This is a genomic window from Corynebacterium sp. MSK004, from assembly GCF_030232515.1.
GTDB lineage: Bacteria > Actinomycetota > Actinomycetes > Mycobacteriales > Mycobacteriaceae > Corynebacterium > Corynebacterium hesseae.
Genome location: NZ_JASPKB010000003.1, coordinates 251,105 through 265,926 on the forward strand (window position 1 = coordinate 251,105; position 14,822 = coordinate 265,926).

Annotated in this window: 16 protein-coding genes, 2 tRNA genes and 2 pseudogenes; 16 read left to right on the top strand and 4 right to left on the bottom strand. The window is 60.6% G+C overall.

Features of this window, described 5'->3' with window-relative positions; genetic code table 11:
- Positions 1–2: 2 nt before the first annotated feature.
- Positions 3–1,346, bottom strand: coding sequence for an MFS transporter (locus QP999_RS05375; RefSeq protein WP_070524598.1), 1,344 nt, complete (start codon positions 1,344–1,346; stop codon positions 3–5).
- Positions 1,347–1,526: 180 nt separating this feature from the next.
- On the opposite strand from QP999_RS05375, the gene QP999_RS05380 reads away from it, so the two are divergent.
- The 7 genes and pseudogenes from QP999_RS05380 (at position 1,527) to QP999_RS05410 (ending at position 7,531) form a co-directional block, all read left to right on the top strand.
- Positions 1,527–2,891: a TrkH family potassium uptake protein gene (locus QP999_RS05380; protein ID WP_284847831.1), complete on the top strand. Its 1,365-nt coding sequence runs from the start codon at positions 1,527–1,529 to the stop codon at positions 2,889–2,891.
- Between the two features lies 1 nt (position 2,892).
- On the top strand, positions 2,893–3,576 hold the full coding sequence (locus tag QP999_RS05385; protein WP_049157754.1) for a potassium channel family protein: 684 nt from the start codon (positions 2,893–2,895) through the stop codon (positions 3,574–3,576).
- A 60-nt stretch (positions 3,577–3,636) separates the two neighbouring features.
- On the top strand, positions 3,637–3,999 hold the full coding sequence (locus QP999_RS05390; RefSeq protein ID WP_070533393.1) for a YidH family protein: 363 nt from the start codon (positions 3,637–3,639) through the stop codon (positions 3,997–3,999).
- The gene (locus QP999_RS05395) at positions 3,996–4,295 is read left to right on the top strand and encodes a DUF202 domain-containing protein (RefSeq protein ID WP_070533392.1); all 300 of its coding nucleotides are present in this window, start codon (positions 3,996–3,998) and stop codon (positions 4,293–4,295) included. The genes QP999_RS05390 and QP999_RS05395 overlap by 4 nt, the downstream gene beginning before the upstream one ends.
- Positions 4,296–4,613: 318 nt before the next feature.
- Positions 4,614–6,188, top strand: coding sequence for an SLC13 family permease (locus QP999_RS05400; protein WP_070533391.1), 1,575 nt, complete (start codon positions 4,614–4,616; stop codon positions 6,186–6,188).
- Between the two features lie 33 nt (positions 6,189–6,221).
- Positions 6,222–7,289, top strand: a pseudogene (locus QP999_RS05405) (GTP-binding protein).
- Positions 7,290–7,455: 166 nt separating this feature from the next.
- Positions 7,456–7,531, top strand: a tRNA-Arg gene (locus tag QP999_RS05410).
- Positions 7,532–7,641: 110 nt separating this feature from the next.
- Here the strand turns inward: QP999_RS05410 and QP999_RS05415 are convergent.
- Positions 7,642–7,827, bottom strand: a pseudogene (locus tag QP999_RS05415) (IS256-like element ISCau1 family transposase); the annotation flags it as partial.
- A 244-nt stretch (positions 7,828–8,071) separates the two neighbouring features.
- On the opposite strand from QP999_RS05415, the gene QP999_RS05420 reads away from it, so the two are divergent.
- The 5 genes from QP999_RS05420 to QP999_RS05440 all read left to right on the top strand — a co-directional run bounded on the left by QP999_RS05420 (position 8,072) and on the right by QP999_RS05440 (position 11,460).
- On the top strand, positions 8,072–8,536 hold the full coding sequence (locus tag QP999_RS05420) for a hypothetical protein (RefSeq protein ID WP_284847832.1): 465 nt from the start codon (positions 8,072–8,074) through the stop codon (positions 8,534–8,536).
- A gap of 104 nt (positions 8,537–8,640) precedes the next feature.
- On the top strand, positions 8,641–9,120 hold the full coding sequence (locus tag QP999_RS05425; protein ID WP_284847833.1) for a hypothetical protein: 480 nt from the start codon (positions 8,641–8,643) through the stop codon (positions 9,118–9,120).
- 116 nt (positions 9,121–9,236) lie between these two features.
- Positions 9,237–10,142 (top strand): DUF418 domain-containing protein, encoded by a 906-nt coding sequence (locus tag QP999_RS05430; RefSeq protein WP_284847834.1) that lies wholly within the window; start codon positions 9,237–9,239, stop codon positions 10,140–10,142.
- On the top strand, positions 10,142–11,260 hold the full coding sequence (locus QP999_RS05435) for a trypsin-like serine protease (protein ID WP_284847835.1): 1,119 nt from the start codon (positions 10,142–10,144) through the stop codon (positions 11,258–11,260). Before QP999_RS05430 ends, QP999_RS05435 begins: the two co-directional genes overlap by 1 nt.
- 11 nt (positions 11,261–11,271) lie before the next feature.
- Positions 11,272–11,460 (top strand): hypothetical protein, encoded by a 189-nt coding sequence (locus QP999_RS05440; protein WP_070533857.1) that lies wholly within the window; start codon positions 11,272–11,274, stop codon positions 11,458–11,460.
- A gap of 508 nt (positions 11,461–11,968) precedes the next feature.
- Here QP999_RS05440 and QP999_RS05445 read toward each other — a convergent pair.
- The gene (locus QP999_RS05445) at positions 11,969–12,997 is read right to left on the bottom strand and encodes a prephenate dehydrogenase (RefSeq protein ID WP_284847836.1); all 1,029 of its coding nucleotides are present in this window, start codon (positions 12,995–12,997) and stop codon (positions 11,969–11,971) included.
- A gap of 39 nt (positions 12,998–13,036) precedes the next feature.
- Between QP999_RS05445 and QP999_RS05450 the strand changes: the two genes are divergently transcribed.
- The 4 genes from QP999_RS05450 to QP999_RS05465 all read left to right on the top strand — a co-directional run bounded on the left by QP999_RS05450 (position 13,037) and on the right by QP999_RS05465 (position 14,515).
- Entirely contained in the window at positions 13,037–13,540 is a 504-nt protein-coding gene (locus QP999_RS05450; RefSeq protein ID WP_070524567.1) for a tRNA adenosine deaminase-associated protein, read from the top strand.
- 34 nt (positions 13,541–13,574) lie between these two features.
- Positions 13,575–14,018: a nucleoside deaminase gene (locus QP999_RS05455; RefSeq protein ID WP_070564338.1), complete on the top strand. Its 444-nt coding sequence runs from the start codon at positions 13,575–13,577 to the stop codon at positions 14,016–14,018.
- Positions 14,019–14,134: 116 nt separating this feature from the next.
- On the top strand, positions 14,135–14,332 hold the full coding sequence (locus QP999_RS05460) for a CsbD family protein (protein WP_070533853.1): 198 nt from the start codon (positions 14,135–14,137) through the stop codon (positions 14,330–14,332).
- 92 nt (positions 14,333–14,424) lie between these two features.
- Positions 14,425–14,515, top strand: a tRNA-Ser gene (locus QP999_RS05465).
- Between the two features lie 47 nt (positions 14,516–14,562).
- On the opposite strand, the gene QP999_RS05470 is transcribed toward QP999_RS05465, so the two are convergent.
- A complete protein-coding gene (locus tag QP999_RS05470) occupies positions 14,563–14,730 on the bottom strand; it encodes a hypothetical protein (RefSeq protein WP_010188407.1) in 168 nt (55 codons plus the stop codon).
- Between the last annotated feature and the right edge of the window lie 92 nt (positions 14,731–14,822).

Below are 14,822 nucleotides of genomic sequence, written 5' to 3' on the forward strand. Positions count from 1 at the left end.
GCCTATTTCTTGGCGTAGGCGCTGCTTTCGGGGTTGTCGATTGTGGAGTGAGTGCGGCTGTCGTGCAGGAAGAGCATGGCAACCACACCCAGCGCCGCCATGACGGTGACGTAGATGGGGAAGGCGTTGGCGTGGCCGGCATTCTTCAGCCCTAGAGCGACGTATTCCGCGGAGCCGCCGAAAAGCGAGTTGCCCACGGCGTAGGTGAATCCCACGCCGAGGCCGCGGATGTAGGTGGGGAACATCTCGGCCTTGAGAATTCCGGAAATCGAGGTGTAGCCGCTTTCGAAGACGAAGATGAGAATGATGACTGCCCCGGCGCCGATCAGAGTGGATTGGGCTTCCAGGAGCATGAAGGCGGGGATGGTGCCGACCGTGGATGCCACACCGAAAATGAGGATGGTGTTCTTGCGGCCGATCTTGTCAGAAAGCAAGCCTGTCAGCGGCTGCAGAATCATAAAGACGAAGAGGCATACTGTCATCGTCCGGGCAACGTCGCCTTTGGCAAAACCACCCGTATTGATGAGGAACTTCTGCATGTACGTGGTGTAGGTGTAAAAGGTCAGCGAGCCGATTGCGGTAATACCAAGGACAACCCAGAACGAGCGCGGGTGCTGCATGAGTTGGCGAAGTGTTCCGGCTCCCTCCTCACTGCGCTCAGTGCTCGACGTCGTTTCTTCAAGGCCGTTTCGTAGCCAGAGGCTCACCACAGCGGCGAGTGCACCGATTACGAAAGGCAGGCGCCACCACCCATTTGTGATTGCTTCTTCTCCCAGCGTGGAGGTCATGATGACGGCGAGGAGGCTGGCCAGCAATTGCCCGCCGATGAGCGTGACGTATTGGAAGGAGGAGTAGAAGCCGCGGCGTCCTGAGGAAGCAATCTCAGACATGTAGGTGGCCGTTGCTCCGTACTCACCACCCACGGAGAGTCCCTGGATGCAGCGCACGATGAGCATCAGCACTGGAGCCCAGGCGCCAACGGTCGCCGCGGTGGGCAAGGCCGCAAAGAGGAGGGAGCCGGCGCACATCATGATGATGGCGATCAGCATTGAGCGCTTGCGACCATAGCGGTCGGCGATGCGCCCGAAGACGTAACCGCCGATAGGGCGCATGAGGAACCCGACAAAGAAGACGCCCGCAGACTTCATGAGCGCACCGGTTTCACCAGTGCCGCTGAAGAACTGGTCTGCAAAATAGACGCTGAAGAAGGCGTAGATATAAAAATCAAACCATTCCACAAGGTTGCCGCTGGATGCGGCGAGAATAGCCTTGATGGTTGGCCATTCGATTCTTGGTTTGGCAGCTTCAGCGCCGTCCGCCGTGTGCGTGGTCGCTTTATGATCCATGGTGGCCTCGCTTTCATATCCGGGTAAAGGGCCGATTCGTTCCTAATATCTGTCGTTCGATTGTCTAATGGGAAACTACCTTTCGGGCAGTTATTACAAAAGATATAACTATAAAATTGCCGGCAAATTCACAGGGGATGGGGGTGATTTAAGAGGGCGCGAAGCGTAGTGTGAAGCGCTGTGAAACGCGGTCATTTCCTGGGCCCGGCTCGGCTCACCGCCGTGGGCTTTATCTTGCTCATCCTCGTGGGAACGCTGCTGCTGATGCTGCCGATTTCCGCCAATGTTCCGCAGTGGACCCCGTTCCTGCCAGCGCTTTTTACGGCGACCTCGGCGGTCTCTTTGACGGGTCTGGTGGTGGAGGACACCGGGACCTATTGGACCTCCTTCGGCCAAGCGGTCATCATCGCGCTCATCCAGCTGGGAGGGCTGGGCATCATGAGTTTGGCGTCGCTGTCGGGCATGCTGTTGACCGGCCGTATCAGCTTCAAAGCCCGCCGGACCATGGCTGCGGAGGGCCGCGCCGTGGCCTCCGGCGGCATTCGCCGCGCGCTCTTGCTTACCGTGGTCATGACCCTGATCTGCGAGGCCATCGTCGCTGTGTTCATCGGCGTGCGCCTAGCCACCGAGCATGGTGTAGCACCTGGGCGCGCAGCGTGGGAAGGAGTATTCCACGCCATTTCGGCCTTCAATAACGCAGGGTTTAGTACCTATTCAGACAGCGTTATCTCCTTCGCTGCTGATGGCTGGATTCTTCTTCCCCTTGCCTTCGCCCTGATCATCGGTGGCTTGGGCTATCCCATGCTGGCGGAGTTCGTGCGACGGGCCCGCGCACGGCTAACGCGCTGGCGCGGCGGCACGCCCCGCATTCACCGCATGTCCATGACCGCCCGGATGACGCTGGGCGCCACCGCGTTCTTGTTGCTGGGTGGCACCGTGATCTTCTTCCTCTCTGAGGGCTCCGGTGTGCTGAACGGGATGCCGTTGGGCCAGAAGCTCATCAACGCCTTCTTCATGAGCGCTTCGCCCCGGACGGCAGGTTTTAACGCTATTGATTACGGTGAGGCGCACCCGTTGACGTTGATGGTGACGGACATCTTGATGTTTATCGGCGGTGGCTCCGCCGGTACTGCGGGCGGCATCAAGGTCACCACCACATGCGTTCTGGGCGCCGCGATGATCTCGGAATTCTTGGGCCGGGAGGACACCTCCATCGGGCACCGGCGTCTGCCGCTGTCCACCTTCCGCCAAGCCCTCGCGCTCACGGCCGCCGGAATGGTGGTCGTGGCCCTCGGCGTGGCGACGCTGCGCATCTGGGACCCCGAGTTCACCGCGGACCAGGTCACCTTTGAGGTGATGTCCGCCTTCGCCACCGTGGGTTTGTCCACGGGTATTACCGCAAGTTTGTCCGCACCATCGCAGCTCATGCTGTGTCTCATCATGTACGTTGGCCGCGTAGGACCCACCACCTTCGTGGCGGCACTGGCCGCCCGGACCATTACCCTGCGCTACCGCTACCCAGAAGAAAGGCCGTTCATTGGCTAACATGTTCAGCGCCCTGCGGCGTGAAAAGTCTTCCATTAATATCCCGCCGGTCGTCGTCATTGGCATGGGTCGGTTTGGTTCTTCCCTGGCCCGCGAGCTGATGGAGCATGGCGTGGAGGTCCTCGGCATCGATGCTGAGGAGAAGCACGTGCGCGAGCACGCCGCGTTCCTCACTGAAGCGGTGACCGCGGATACCACGGACGCTGAGGCGCTTCGCCAGCTCGGCGTCGATGAGGTAGAGCGAGTGGTCGTGGCCATCGGTTCGGATCTGGAGGATTCCATCCTTACCGCCTCCAACCTCGTGGAGCTCGGGGTGAGCGATATCTGGGCCAAGGCAGATTCAGATGCTCATGCCCGCATCCTGCGCCAACTCGGAGTGCACCACGTGATTCGCCCAGAGCGCGATACGGGCCGCCGCGTGGCACACCTGCTGGGCGGGCGTTTTGAGGATTTCGCGGAGATCGCCACCGATTATGGCGTGACGGCGATGACCCCGCCGGCGTCGATAAGCAAGGGCCCTCTCAACCTCCATCAGGTATGGGAAGAGCACAACGTCCAGCTCATCTCCCGCTGTCAGGGGCCGGGGCAGTGGCGCCCGCTTGACGACGGCACCGAGCTCACCCACCGCGACCTCATCGTCGTCGCCGGTAGCCCTGCGGATCTGGAGGCCTTCTCGCAGTCTTAGGGGGCGCGCTCGGGGTGCCTCGCGCTGTGGAGTTAGGAGCGGGGCGCTACAGTAGCGCCTATGACGAAGGCACGTTTCCCGGGCTCGGTGTATGGAACAGGGGAGGAACCTGATCCGCGCTTCAGCATGGCTAATGAGCGCACGTTCTTGGCCTGGATCCGCACGTCCTTGGCCTTTATCGCCGGTGGCGTGGCGCTGGAGACCTTCGAGTTGCCGCTGAACACCACGCTGACTCGCGTCGTCTCCGTCATCATGCTGATCGTGGCCATCGTCCTGCCGGCGGTGGCGTGGTTTCACTGGGGTGCCTCCGAGCGCGCGATGCGCCATGCGCGTCCGCTCCCGGCAAGCCCGGCGTTGGCGTTGATTGTTGGCGTGGTGATCCTTATTGGCCTGATGATTCTGGTGGGCGAGCTGCTAGCGTGAGCGAGCTTTTTGATCCTGGCCTCCAACCCGAGCGCACCCGCTTAGCCTGGCAGCGCACGGGTCTAGCCGGCCTCATCGCGGGTTTGCTCGTCGTGCGTTCCGTTGCGCCATGGGCCGCCGTGATTGTTGGAGTAGTGGTGGCTGTGGTGTTGTGGTTGGCTACCGCCAAGCTTCGCGACGCCGATGAGATCCTCGCCCGGGCCGAATCACCCGCCCTGCCCGGAGCTTCGGTGCTTGCCGCCGTCGCGCTGGGAACGATGCTTCTCGGGGCGGTTGCCTTCGTCGCTATCTGGTAACGCGTTTCTATCGCAAACCCCCAGACCTCGATCCCGAAACTCCCTGGTGGGCAGGTTGCGGGATCGAGGTCTGGGGATCTGCGGAGGAAGGGAACTGAGTGAAGACTGCCCACACATTGGTGAGCATTCTTTGCAGCTAATCTGCAGAAGATTTTGCGAACAGGGGTGAATCTGCGGCCTGAGTGGGGGTAATAACCGGAAAGTGTTTGTTGGCGGTCTGTGACCTCGATAACCTGAAGCTGTAGGCCCATTCGGCGATCCTAATAACTCTCTCGCGGCTGAATGGGGGGCTGGTTAACCAGGAAAAGGAGGGGGCAGATGACTACCCCGCACACTCACGTCTCAACATCGCACACGGAGGGCGAAGACGACCACGGCGTTGATACGCGCGAATGGCGTCGCATGGCTATTGGCCTTATCCTCGGGCTCGTTTTGGCTGCTCTCGTGTGGTTTATTTTCCCGAGCAACGCCGTCGATACCGTGCTGCAATCACCCGGTGCTAAGGATGACACGGAATACACTCAGAGCGCGCTGCGCGCCGTAGCGGCCGTGACCATTCTCATGGGTGTGTGGTGGATGACGGAGGCCATCCCGCTGGCCGCCACCGCGCTTTTGCCGCTGGTCATCTTCCCGCTGGCAGGTGTGGGCAGCATCAAGGATGTTGGTGCGCCCTATGCCTCGTCCACCATTTTCTTGTTCATGGGCGGCTTCCTCATCGCCCTGGCCCTGCAGCGCTGGAACTTGCACCGCCGCATGGCGCTATTCGTGGTCAAGGTCGTCGGTACCTCGCCCAAGCAGCTGATCCTCGGCTTCATGCTGGCCACCGGCTTTTTGTCCATGTGGGTGTCCAACACCGCTACCGCAGTGGTCATGCTGCCGATTGGTATTTCCGTGCTTTCGCTGACTGCCGACGCCGTCGGTGGCATGGCTAACCAGAAGAAGTTCGCCACCGCGCTCATGCTGGGTATTGCGTACGCGGCGTCGATTGGCTCGCTCGGCACCCTCATCGGCACCCCGCCGAATACCCTGCTGATGGGCTACATGAAGGAAACTCACGGCATCGTCCTCGGCTTTGGCAAGTGGATGATGGTGGGCATGCCGCTGGCATTCATCTTCCTGTTCATTGCCTGGTTCATGCTGATTACCGTGTTCAAGCCGGAGATGGACAAGATTCCAGGCGGCCGCGAGCTCATTGATTCCGAGATTGAAAAGCTTGGCCCATGGACCGGCCCGCAGGTCATGACGGGCATCATCTTCCTCGGTGCCGCCTTGGCCTGGGTGATCATTCCCTTCTTTGTGAGCAAGGAATCCAACTACGACGACGCAATCGTGGGCATTGCCGCTGGTTTGCTGCTGTTTACCATCCCGGCCGACACGAAGACTGGCGTGCGTCTGCTGGATTGGAAGACTGCGAGCGAAATGCCGTGGGATGTGCTCCTGCTCTTCGGTGGTGGCCTGTCCCTGTCTTCGATGTTCAACAAGTCCGGTTTGTCTCTGTGGATTGGTGAGATGGCCAAGGGGTTGGGCAGCCTGCCCATCATCCTGCTCATCGCTTCGGTGGCCCTGCTCGTGCTCTTCCTGACGGAGATCACCTCGAACACCGCAACTGCGGCGACCTTCCTGCCGATTATGGGCGGCGTGGCCGTGGGTATCGGCCTTACCCAGAATGGCGACATCAACGTCCTGCTGCTCACCATCCCGGTGGCGCTGGCCGCAACCTGTGCCTTCATGCTGCCGGTGGCGACCCCGCCGAACGCGATTGCCTACGGCTCCGGCTACGTCAAGATCGGCGACATGATCAAGGGCGGTATCGGCCTCAACCTGATTGGCTGCGTGCTCATCACCATCACCGTCTACCTGCTTGCCGTTCCGGTCTTTGGGTTGGTCCTGTAGCCCTCAATTAATGAAAAACGTTATCATTACGGGATGGCTACACCCGTTACCGTGCTGTCCGGATTCTTAGGCAGCGGAAAGACCACCCTTCTCAACCACCTGCTTGCTAACCGTGAGGGGCGCAAGCTGGCGGTTGTTGTTAATGACTTCTCCGAAGTCAACATCGATGCCGCCCTCGTCGCCGGCGAGGGCCATCTTGAACGCGGCGAAGACCGCTTCGTTGAACTCTCCAACGGCTGCATTTGTTGCACGTTGCGCGAGGACTTGATTGAGTCCGTCGGCAAGCTGGCTCGTTCCGGCCGCTTCGACCAGATTGTCATCGAGTCCACCGGCATTTCTGAGCCCATGCCCGTTGCCGCCACTTTCGAGTGGGAGTTCGGGGACGGCACCACGCTTGCCGACGTCGCCCCTATCGACACCATGGTCTCCCTCGTGGACGCCTCTACATTCCTGACTAATCTTCGCCGCGGCCGCAGCTTGGTCTCCGAGAACATTGAGGCCACGCCTGAGGATGACCGGACCATTGCCGATTTGCTCGTGGACCAAGTCGAGTTCGCCGATCTCATCCTCATCACCAAGACCGACCTGGTGGAGGCCGCCGAAACTGAGCGCGTCATCGCCACCGTGCGTGCCATGAACCCCCGCGCCCGCGTCGTGCCTGTCACTAACGGTGTTATTGATCCCACGCTGGTTCTTGACGCCCACCTCTATGACACCGCCACCGCCGCGACCTACCACGGCTAAGCGGAGGAGCTGGCCAACCCACACACGCCGGAAACCGAGGAATATGGCATCTCCTCCGTGGTCTTCCGCGCTGACCGTCCCTTCAACCGCGAGCGTCTGCTGAAGGCCCTTCGTGCCAGCACCGGACTGGTGCGTTCGAAGGGCTATTGCTGGGTTGATACCGATCTGCGCGTGGCCCACGCCTGGCAGCAGGCCGGCCCTAACTTACAGATCATGCCGGCCTCCCTGTGGGCGGCCAATGGGGTTACGCCCGGCACCGAGCTCGTGCTCATCGGCGTCGACTTCGACCACGAGTCCACTCTGCAGGCTTTTCGTGACGCCGTGTTTTCCGACGCCGAAGTGGCCACCCTCGTCTAGTCCCTCCTTAAGGTGAACACGGGGTGAATTGCTATGCCCATTTCTTGGGTAGAAAACATGCATTGACATCGGGATTTGTCAGATTTCTAGCGTGTGGGTATAGTTATTCCTCGTTGCACAGCAGAGCGCACACGCTCCGGCGTCAAGCACTGCAAACCAACGGACTGCGCCCGTAGCTCAACGGATAGAGCATCTGACTACGGATCAGAAGGTTGGGGGTTCGAATCCCTCCGGGCGCACCAAAACTTAGCCGCCTTCGGGCGGCTTTTCTCATTTTCTACTCCGTGGGTTGGGCAAACCCGGTAGTGTTCTGAAATATGATCAAAGGGCTTAAGGGACATTTCGTGTGGATTTAGGAGCGTCCGGCCCAGCCTTTTCTTATGCCTAAGCTGGGGTTCCATTCGTTGTCGATGTGGGTGTCGAATGTGGCTGGTCACCCGTCTGGGTGGCCACGTCGTGTGAGTTCTTCTTTCGTCTAGGGCGCGTATGCCGCTTTCCCATTGCGTCCGAAGTCTTGAGGCCTGGCTAGGTCCAGTGGATGTGGATATACAGGGGGCTTCGGTGCGGACGTCGCCATAGGAATTGGCCTAATCGCACCAGCTGCGGCTTACCTACCACAGACCTAGTGTTATCCGTTGTTGATTTCACAGATCGGGCCGTTGGAACCGATTCAAAATCAAGATCAAGGAATTATCCCAGGCTGCCCCGAGAATCCGTATCGGTTTATCCACACGAAATGTCCCTTAAGCCTGGGTTGGGCAAACCCGGTAGTGTTCTGAAATATGATCAAAGCGATTCTCACCGCCATTCTGCTATTCATCTCCTCGCTGTTTTCTAACGCAGGCTCCTCGGAGCTGGCGGGGAGCTCGGAGGCGTGGGGGCTAAACGTCGCCCAGCACGGCATCATTACGAACACCCCTGCAGGTTTGGTCGAGGCAAACGATGAGCAGATGGAACATATCACTGCTTTAAGGTGGGAGTCTGCGGCGAGCCCAGAGGATTTCTCCTTGGATTTCCAGGACCAGACGGTGTGGTTGCCCTGTAACGGCGGCGACTTTACCTTGGTTGATGGCGGCGTGGAGCTCAGCATGCTGACGGATAAGGCCTGCCCTAGAGGAAAAGTCGACCTTCCCTTCATCATGTTCCTGTCTGAACCGGCGAAGGTAATGGTGGATTCGGATGCATCCGCAACACCTGAGCGCATTTACCTCGTGCGCGATGAGAAAGCCATCGCCCTTAGCCACTGAGACGCATATCGCGCAGAGCTGAGTGAAACGCAGAGCTGACAACAGGCAGAAATGAGAAGGCCGACCAGAGCCACTGGTCGATTGGGAGGGATACAATGATGCCCATGATTCAAGCGATTCTCTCCGCTATCCTGCTTTTCATTTCCTCCCTCTTCTCTTTTGCAGGCTCCTCGGAGCTGCCGGGGAGCTCGGGCATAGCGGAAGCCGAATCCTCACAGCACAACACTATTACCAGCACCCCCGCAGGCTTGGTCACCGCCAATCCACAGCAGATGGAGTTTGTTTTGAACTCCGAGTGGAAGTCTGCGGAGCAGCCGGATTCCTTTCAAGTGGACTTTTGGGATCAGTACTTGGAGTTCTCCTGCGATAACGCCGGTTTCCACTTTGAGAGCAACGAGGCTAGTGAAATAGATATCACGTGGGATTTGATGTCGGACAACATCTGCTTTGGCCCGCAATCGGACGGGGCCCTCATAGACTTTCTTCAAAGACCAGTAACGGTGAAGGTGGACCCCGATGCATCCGCAACACCTGAGCGCATTTACCTTCTGCGCGATCAGAAAGCCATCGTCCTTAGCCGCTGAGACGTATATCACGCAGCGCTGGGTGAAATGCAGAGCTGAAAACGCACACAAATAAGAAGACCGGCCAGAGCCACTGGTCGGTCTTTAAACGTTTTCAACTGCAAGGAGATGAATAGGTGTCAGCGCGCGCCCGAATAGTGGGCCTCGATATTGCTCGTTCCTTGGCCATCATCGGGATGATTATTCTGCACATGGCCAACCTGGTGTGGAGCACCAAAGTGGTGCTCTCCGGGTTGCCGGCGGCGGGGTTCGCCATCATTGCAGGTACCACGATGATGATTCTTGCCCGCGACTACTCGCTGCGGGTCTTCCTCAAGCTGGTCGCGCGCGGCCTGATAGTCATGCTCATCGGCGTGGCCTTGCTGCCCGTGGGCGGTGAGATTCAGGTGGTGCTCGTGGTCATGGGCGCGGCCATGGCTCTCACCGCTTGGGTGCCGCCGCTGGCCACCGTCTGGAAGGTCCTGCTCTTCGCGCTGGCCACCGCGGGCGCCACGGTGCTCTACGCGCCGTACACACTCCCACAGGTCTACCCCCTCGTGGCATTCCTGGCGTACATGGTGGCGGGCATGCTGCTTTACGACGTCTACCTCACCCGCCCCACCCGCACCCAGATCGTCACGACCGCGGTGGCCGTCGTCGTTACTGGCATCGGCCTGTGGCAGCGCTTTAACCCGGATATCGCCGGCTGGCTGCGCTTTACCGGGCATACGGGCGTGCTTGGTGAAATCCTTCTCTCCGTGGCGGTCACCGCGGTGGTGCTGCACCTGTGCCTGATCATTGGCCGTCACCTGCCGCGCTTGACCTTCCCCTTCGCGGCATTGGGCTCGATGTCGTTGACCATCTATATCCTGCACATTCTCACCGCACGCTACTGGCAGGCACACGTCTCCCTACACAACACCATGGCGGCACTGGGCTTTGTGCTCGCGTTCCTGCTGCTGAGCGCGCTGTGGAAGAAGTTCTGTGGAAAGGGCCCGGCCGAGAGGGCCGTGGCTTGGGCAATCAAGGAGGTGGCCGCGTAATGGTGGCACGAAAGATAACTGCTGTCGTGGCCAGCTCTCTGGTCGTGGGGCTAGGCGCTGCGCCGGCCATGGCCTTGGAATTCGCCCAGCCCGCACCTCACTCGGAGGAAAGCGCTGCCGTGGCTGCGCTGCGCATGGGCAAGATCGGAAACTTCGGCGATTGCACGGGCACGCTGGTGGCTGAGCAGTGGGTGCTGACCGCCCGCCACTGCTTGGAGTCCGTCAACAACGAGGGCTCGCAGGCCCGCTTTGGCCAGGGCAAGGACACTCGCGTCTATGACGTGGACTCCTGGGCTGTTTCGCCGACTATCGACGCCGGCCTCATGCACCTGACCGAGCCCGTCGAGGGCATTAAGCCAGCTAAGCTCGCGGATGCGGTCCCCACCGCCGGCGAGAAAGGTCACTTTTACGGCTGGAGTAGTAGCTCCCGCATGGCCCGCAAAGGCCAGCTGCCGATGGCCGAGATGGAAGTCGGCGAATTGCTATCCGGCGGCACCCCGCCGGCAAGCCCAGACGAATCCGGCCAGAAGATGACGCCGGTGGCGCCGGGGGATACCGAGGCTATGGCTCCTGGTGACATGGCAGTGCCTGCTCCCGGTGGAATGGTCGCTCCCGCCCCTGGTTCGTCCAACGCGCCCCAGGTGATGGAGGGCGGCGACATGCCAGAGATCGCTGTTGGACCCGACGGCGCGGAAAGCATTCCGGCCGGTGAGCTTGGGGGAGTGGGCCCGATGATTGCGGCTGCCATCATGGACGTGAAGTCCCTCAATGGTGAGGGCATGCAGGGCGGCGACTCGGGCGGACCATTCTTTGTTAACGGTCGCCTCGTCGGTGTGGCCACGGCTGGTACGTCGAACGCGGATCCGGATCTGCCTTCGCCGAGCGCTGCCATCACGTCGGTGGTCGAGGTCCGCGATTGGATCGAGGACGTCACCAGCGGCCGCGATACCGACGGCGTCCTCACCGCCCACAATTCCCCGAAACCGCCGGCAACGATGCAGGTCAGCGCGCCCGTCGCGTGGCCAGCAGGCATTGCTGCGGTAGTGGGCCTCATCGCGATAGCCATCTTCTCGCGGGTGATTAGTCGCAAGTCTGGTGCTGGGAAGCGGACCAACTAGGCTGTTTCTCCATGAAGGAGAAACTCGTTCCGTGTCTGATTGCCGGCGCCATCCTTGGTGTGGTGCTGTGGCTGGCCTCCGGCATGCTGTGGTTGTTGCCGGTGGGCCTCGTGGTGGGCCTAGCGGGTTACCCGCTGCTCGGCATCACGCGCGATGAGTCCCAAGCCCGCAAGCGCCGTGACGACACCTTCCGCGACTAAGCGCCCCACGTAGCCCCACGCCGCTTCACAGCCCGTCACCAAATGGCGCCCCACAAAAGGCATCCGCTAGAAGGCATCTTTGGGGCCAAAAACGCCATCTGCACGCCCCAGAAGGCGTTTTCAGGCGAGAAAACGCCTTCTGACAGATGCCATCTGCAAGATGCCTTTTGCCAACTGCCTTATGGACAGAACCGCCTTCTGGCTGATGTTCGCTGTCAGAGCGGGCGAGGAAGGCCGTTGCAGATGGTCCTTTTATATTGGTCCCTTTAGTTTGGTCCTTTCGCTGATTAAAGGGACCATCTGAATAATGAAAACTGCCTGTAAATGGTCCCTTTGCGGTGCAAAGGGACCAGAGCAAGGGGACCGTACTAAAGAGACCTTTTGCCGCAGCGGTTTGGGCGCGGTGAAACCGCCGACCAAGGACAGGAATGTGCTCAGCGGTTTGAAAGGATTCCAGAGCAGGAGCCCTTCTGGGCTTAGAAAGTGGGCCTAGCAGCCCACCGGCGGGTTAGAAAATCTCGATGCGCCCGCCCAAAGACTCCGTCTGGCGCAGCTGCGCCACCCAGTTCGGCGCACCCGGGTGCAGCCGCAAGACCGGGCGGGAGGAGATCTTCACCGGGGAGACCGATTCCTTGCGAGCACCGGAGCGGGCTTCGATGCGGGTGCGGGCGCGGAAGCCAGCGTCGGCAAGCGCGGCGATGGAAGGCTCATCCGAGGCCAGCGATTCGCGCGCATCCTGCAGCAACTCAAGGGCCTCGTCGAGGGCCTGGACCAGCGCAGTCGAGTTGGTCTCGCACATCTGGCGCACCAGGTCCGGGCGAGTACCCGCCACGCGCGTGCCGTCCTTGAAGGAGCCAGCCGCCAAGGACTGCGCCAGGATGCCGCCATTATCGCCGACCACCGCGAGGGTTTCCGCCAACACGTGTGGCAGGTGCGAAATGCGGGCGACCGCGGCATCGTGGTTAGCCACGCGCACCGGAACCGCCTCCGCGTGAACCATCTGGGTCATGCGGACCACGTCCGCAAAAATGTTCTCCCACTCGGCGGGGATGCGCTCGCCGCGCGCCTCGCACTCGGCGGCATAGTCATAGGTGATAACCCAGGCAGCGCGGTTGAACAGCCCGGTGTGGGAGTTCTCCCAGCCGGACTTGGAGGTCCCGGCCATGGGGTGGCCGCCCACATAGCGCGACTCCATGTTGCGCTGCACAATGAGCTGGCGCACCTCGGTCTTGACCGAGACCACGTCCGTCAAACCGCAGCTCGGGGCGTGTTCCTGAATGGAATCGAGGACCGAGGCAACCGCATCCATGGGCACCGCGACGACGATAAGCGCGTTGTCTTCCTCGGCCCGGTGCAGGATGGCCGGCAGATCATCGGTGACGTCGTAGCCCTGCTTAATGGCCGTTCGGGCACCAGAGGTGGAGTGGTTGTAGCCGTACACGGAATGGCGTGCAGCAGCTAGGTCACGCAGGAGGGAACCTCCAATGAGACCGAGGCCGATAATGCAGACGGGGCGTTGAACATCTTGAGAACTCACGGTGACAATTGTGGCACAACCCGACTAATCTGACGAGGTATGAGCCACGACGATCTGTCCTTTGCCATCACCGTCGCCAGTGCCGAAGGCGGCTGGGTGATTCGCCCTTTCAAGGATGACTTCACCGACGTCAACACCTCCATCAAAGCGGTGCGCAACCTGCGTTCCGAGGGGGCGGCATTCGCGCTGCTGTGCGTGGAAGATGATTATTTCGTCGTCGTGCGCCCGGTTCCGGGGGATGTGCGCATGCTGCTTTCCGACGCCACCTACGCCTCCGAAGACGACTTCGCCGCGGATTTCCTGGACTTGCGCGATATCGATATCCCGGATTTGGACGAGGACGAGTGGGAGGACGCCGACCCCTACGGTGACGGCGATTTCGATATCTTCGCTGACCTCGGCCTCGATGAGAACCAGTTGGGCTACATCATCGATAACGATGAGGACTGGCCTTCTGACATGCTCCTGCGCATCGCCGGCGAGCTGGGCTTTGGCGATGAGCTAGAGGATTTCATCGACGGCCTCGACTCGGATGATTCTTAAACCAGCGGAGGGGCTGGTGCGCGCGGAGGCCCGCATGCGCCGCGCCTTAGAGGTCGCGCGCACGACGCCGGCGGGGGATATCCCTGTGGGTGCCGTGCTTTACGACGCCTCTGGCAACGAACTCGCCACCGGCGTTAACCGCCGCGAGCAGCTAAATGACCCCACCGCACACGCAGAGGTGGAAGCAATCCGCCAGGCGGTGCGCGTGCACGGCGATGGCTGGCGGCTGGAAGGCTGCGAGCTGGTTGTCACCTTGGAGCCCTGCGCGATGTGCGCGGGCGCGATTCAGGCTTCCCGGGTGTCCTCGGTGGTCTTTGGTGCTTATGAACCGAAGACGGGGGCGTGTGGATCGCTTGTCGACGTCCTCCGTGCCCCCGGCGCCCTCCACGTTCCCGAGGTACGCGGCGGTGTGCTGGAGGAGGAGTGCGCGGAGCTGCTCACGGGCTTCTTCGGGGGTCTTCGTAGAAGCGGCGCTTAGCCCCTGAACTGGTTAGTGGCCCCGCAGCCGCCTGGCAATTTGGGTGTAGGCTGGGTGGTCCACGTGAGAGAAGTAGAGAGTCCCACGTGAGAGAAGTAGAGAGTAAGGAGAAAACCATGGGTGATTTCGAGAACAAGAAGGACGAGTTCGTTGGCAAGGCTAAGGAAGCCGCTGGCGGCCTGACCGATAACGAGAAGCTGGAGAACGAGGGCAAGGCCGACCAGGTCACCTCCGAGGCTAAGCAGAAGGCTTCCGACGCCGTTGAGGGCGTCAAGGATAAGGCCACCGAGGTTATCGGTAACCTCAAGGACTAATTCCTAGCCTCAAATAGCTGAATCGCTGTCCGCGCCGCGTGGTGTGGGCAGCGATTTTGTCGCTCGGGGTTACTCGACGTAATCTGGAACGCGGTGGCGTGTCCGAGCGGCCGAAGGTGTTCGCCTCGAAAGCGAATGTTGGGTAACCCCCAACCGCGGGTTCAAATCCCGCCGCCACCGCCACATCCGGCACTCCAGTTCTTAGCTCTGGGGTGCCGGTCTTTTTATTTTTAGAAGCCAGCCCGCCCTCTATCAACATCTCTTTGGAAATCCAGCGCGGCTTGGCGTGCCTCGGGGTCGTGGTCTTCCGTGCGTTTGTGGATCCGTCGGCTCATCATGCCTGCTGGGATGGCAATGAGAAGGATGGCCGCGACGGCAACGATGACGAAAGTGGACATAGGGTCTCCTAAAGCACTTCAGCGGTTAGAGCTTTGACTGGGCGAGAGGTGTGCCCTGACTCTCTATAGTTAAATACTATGATTCAGAACAC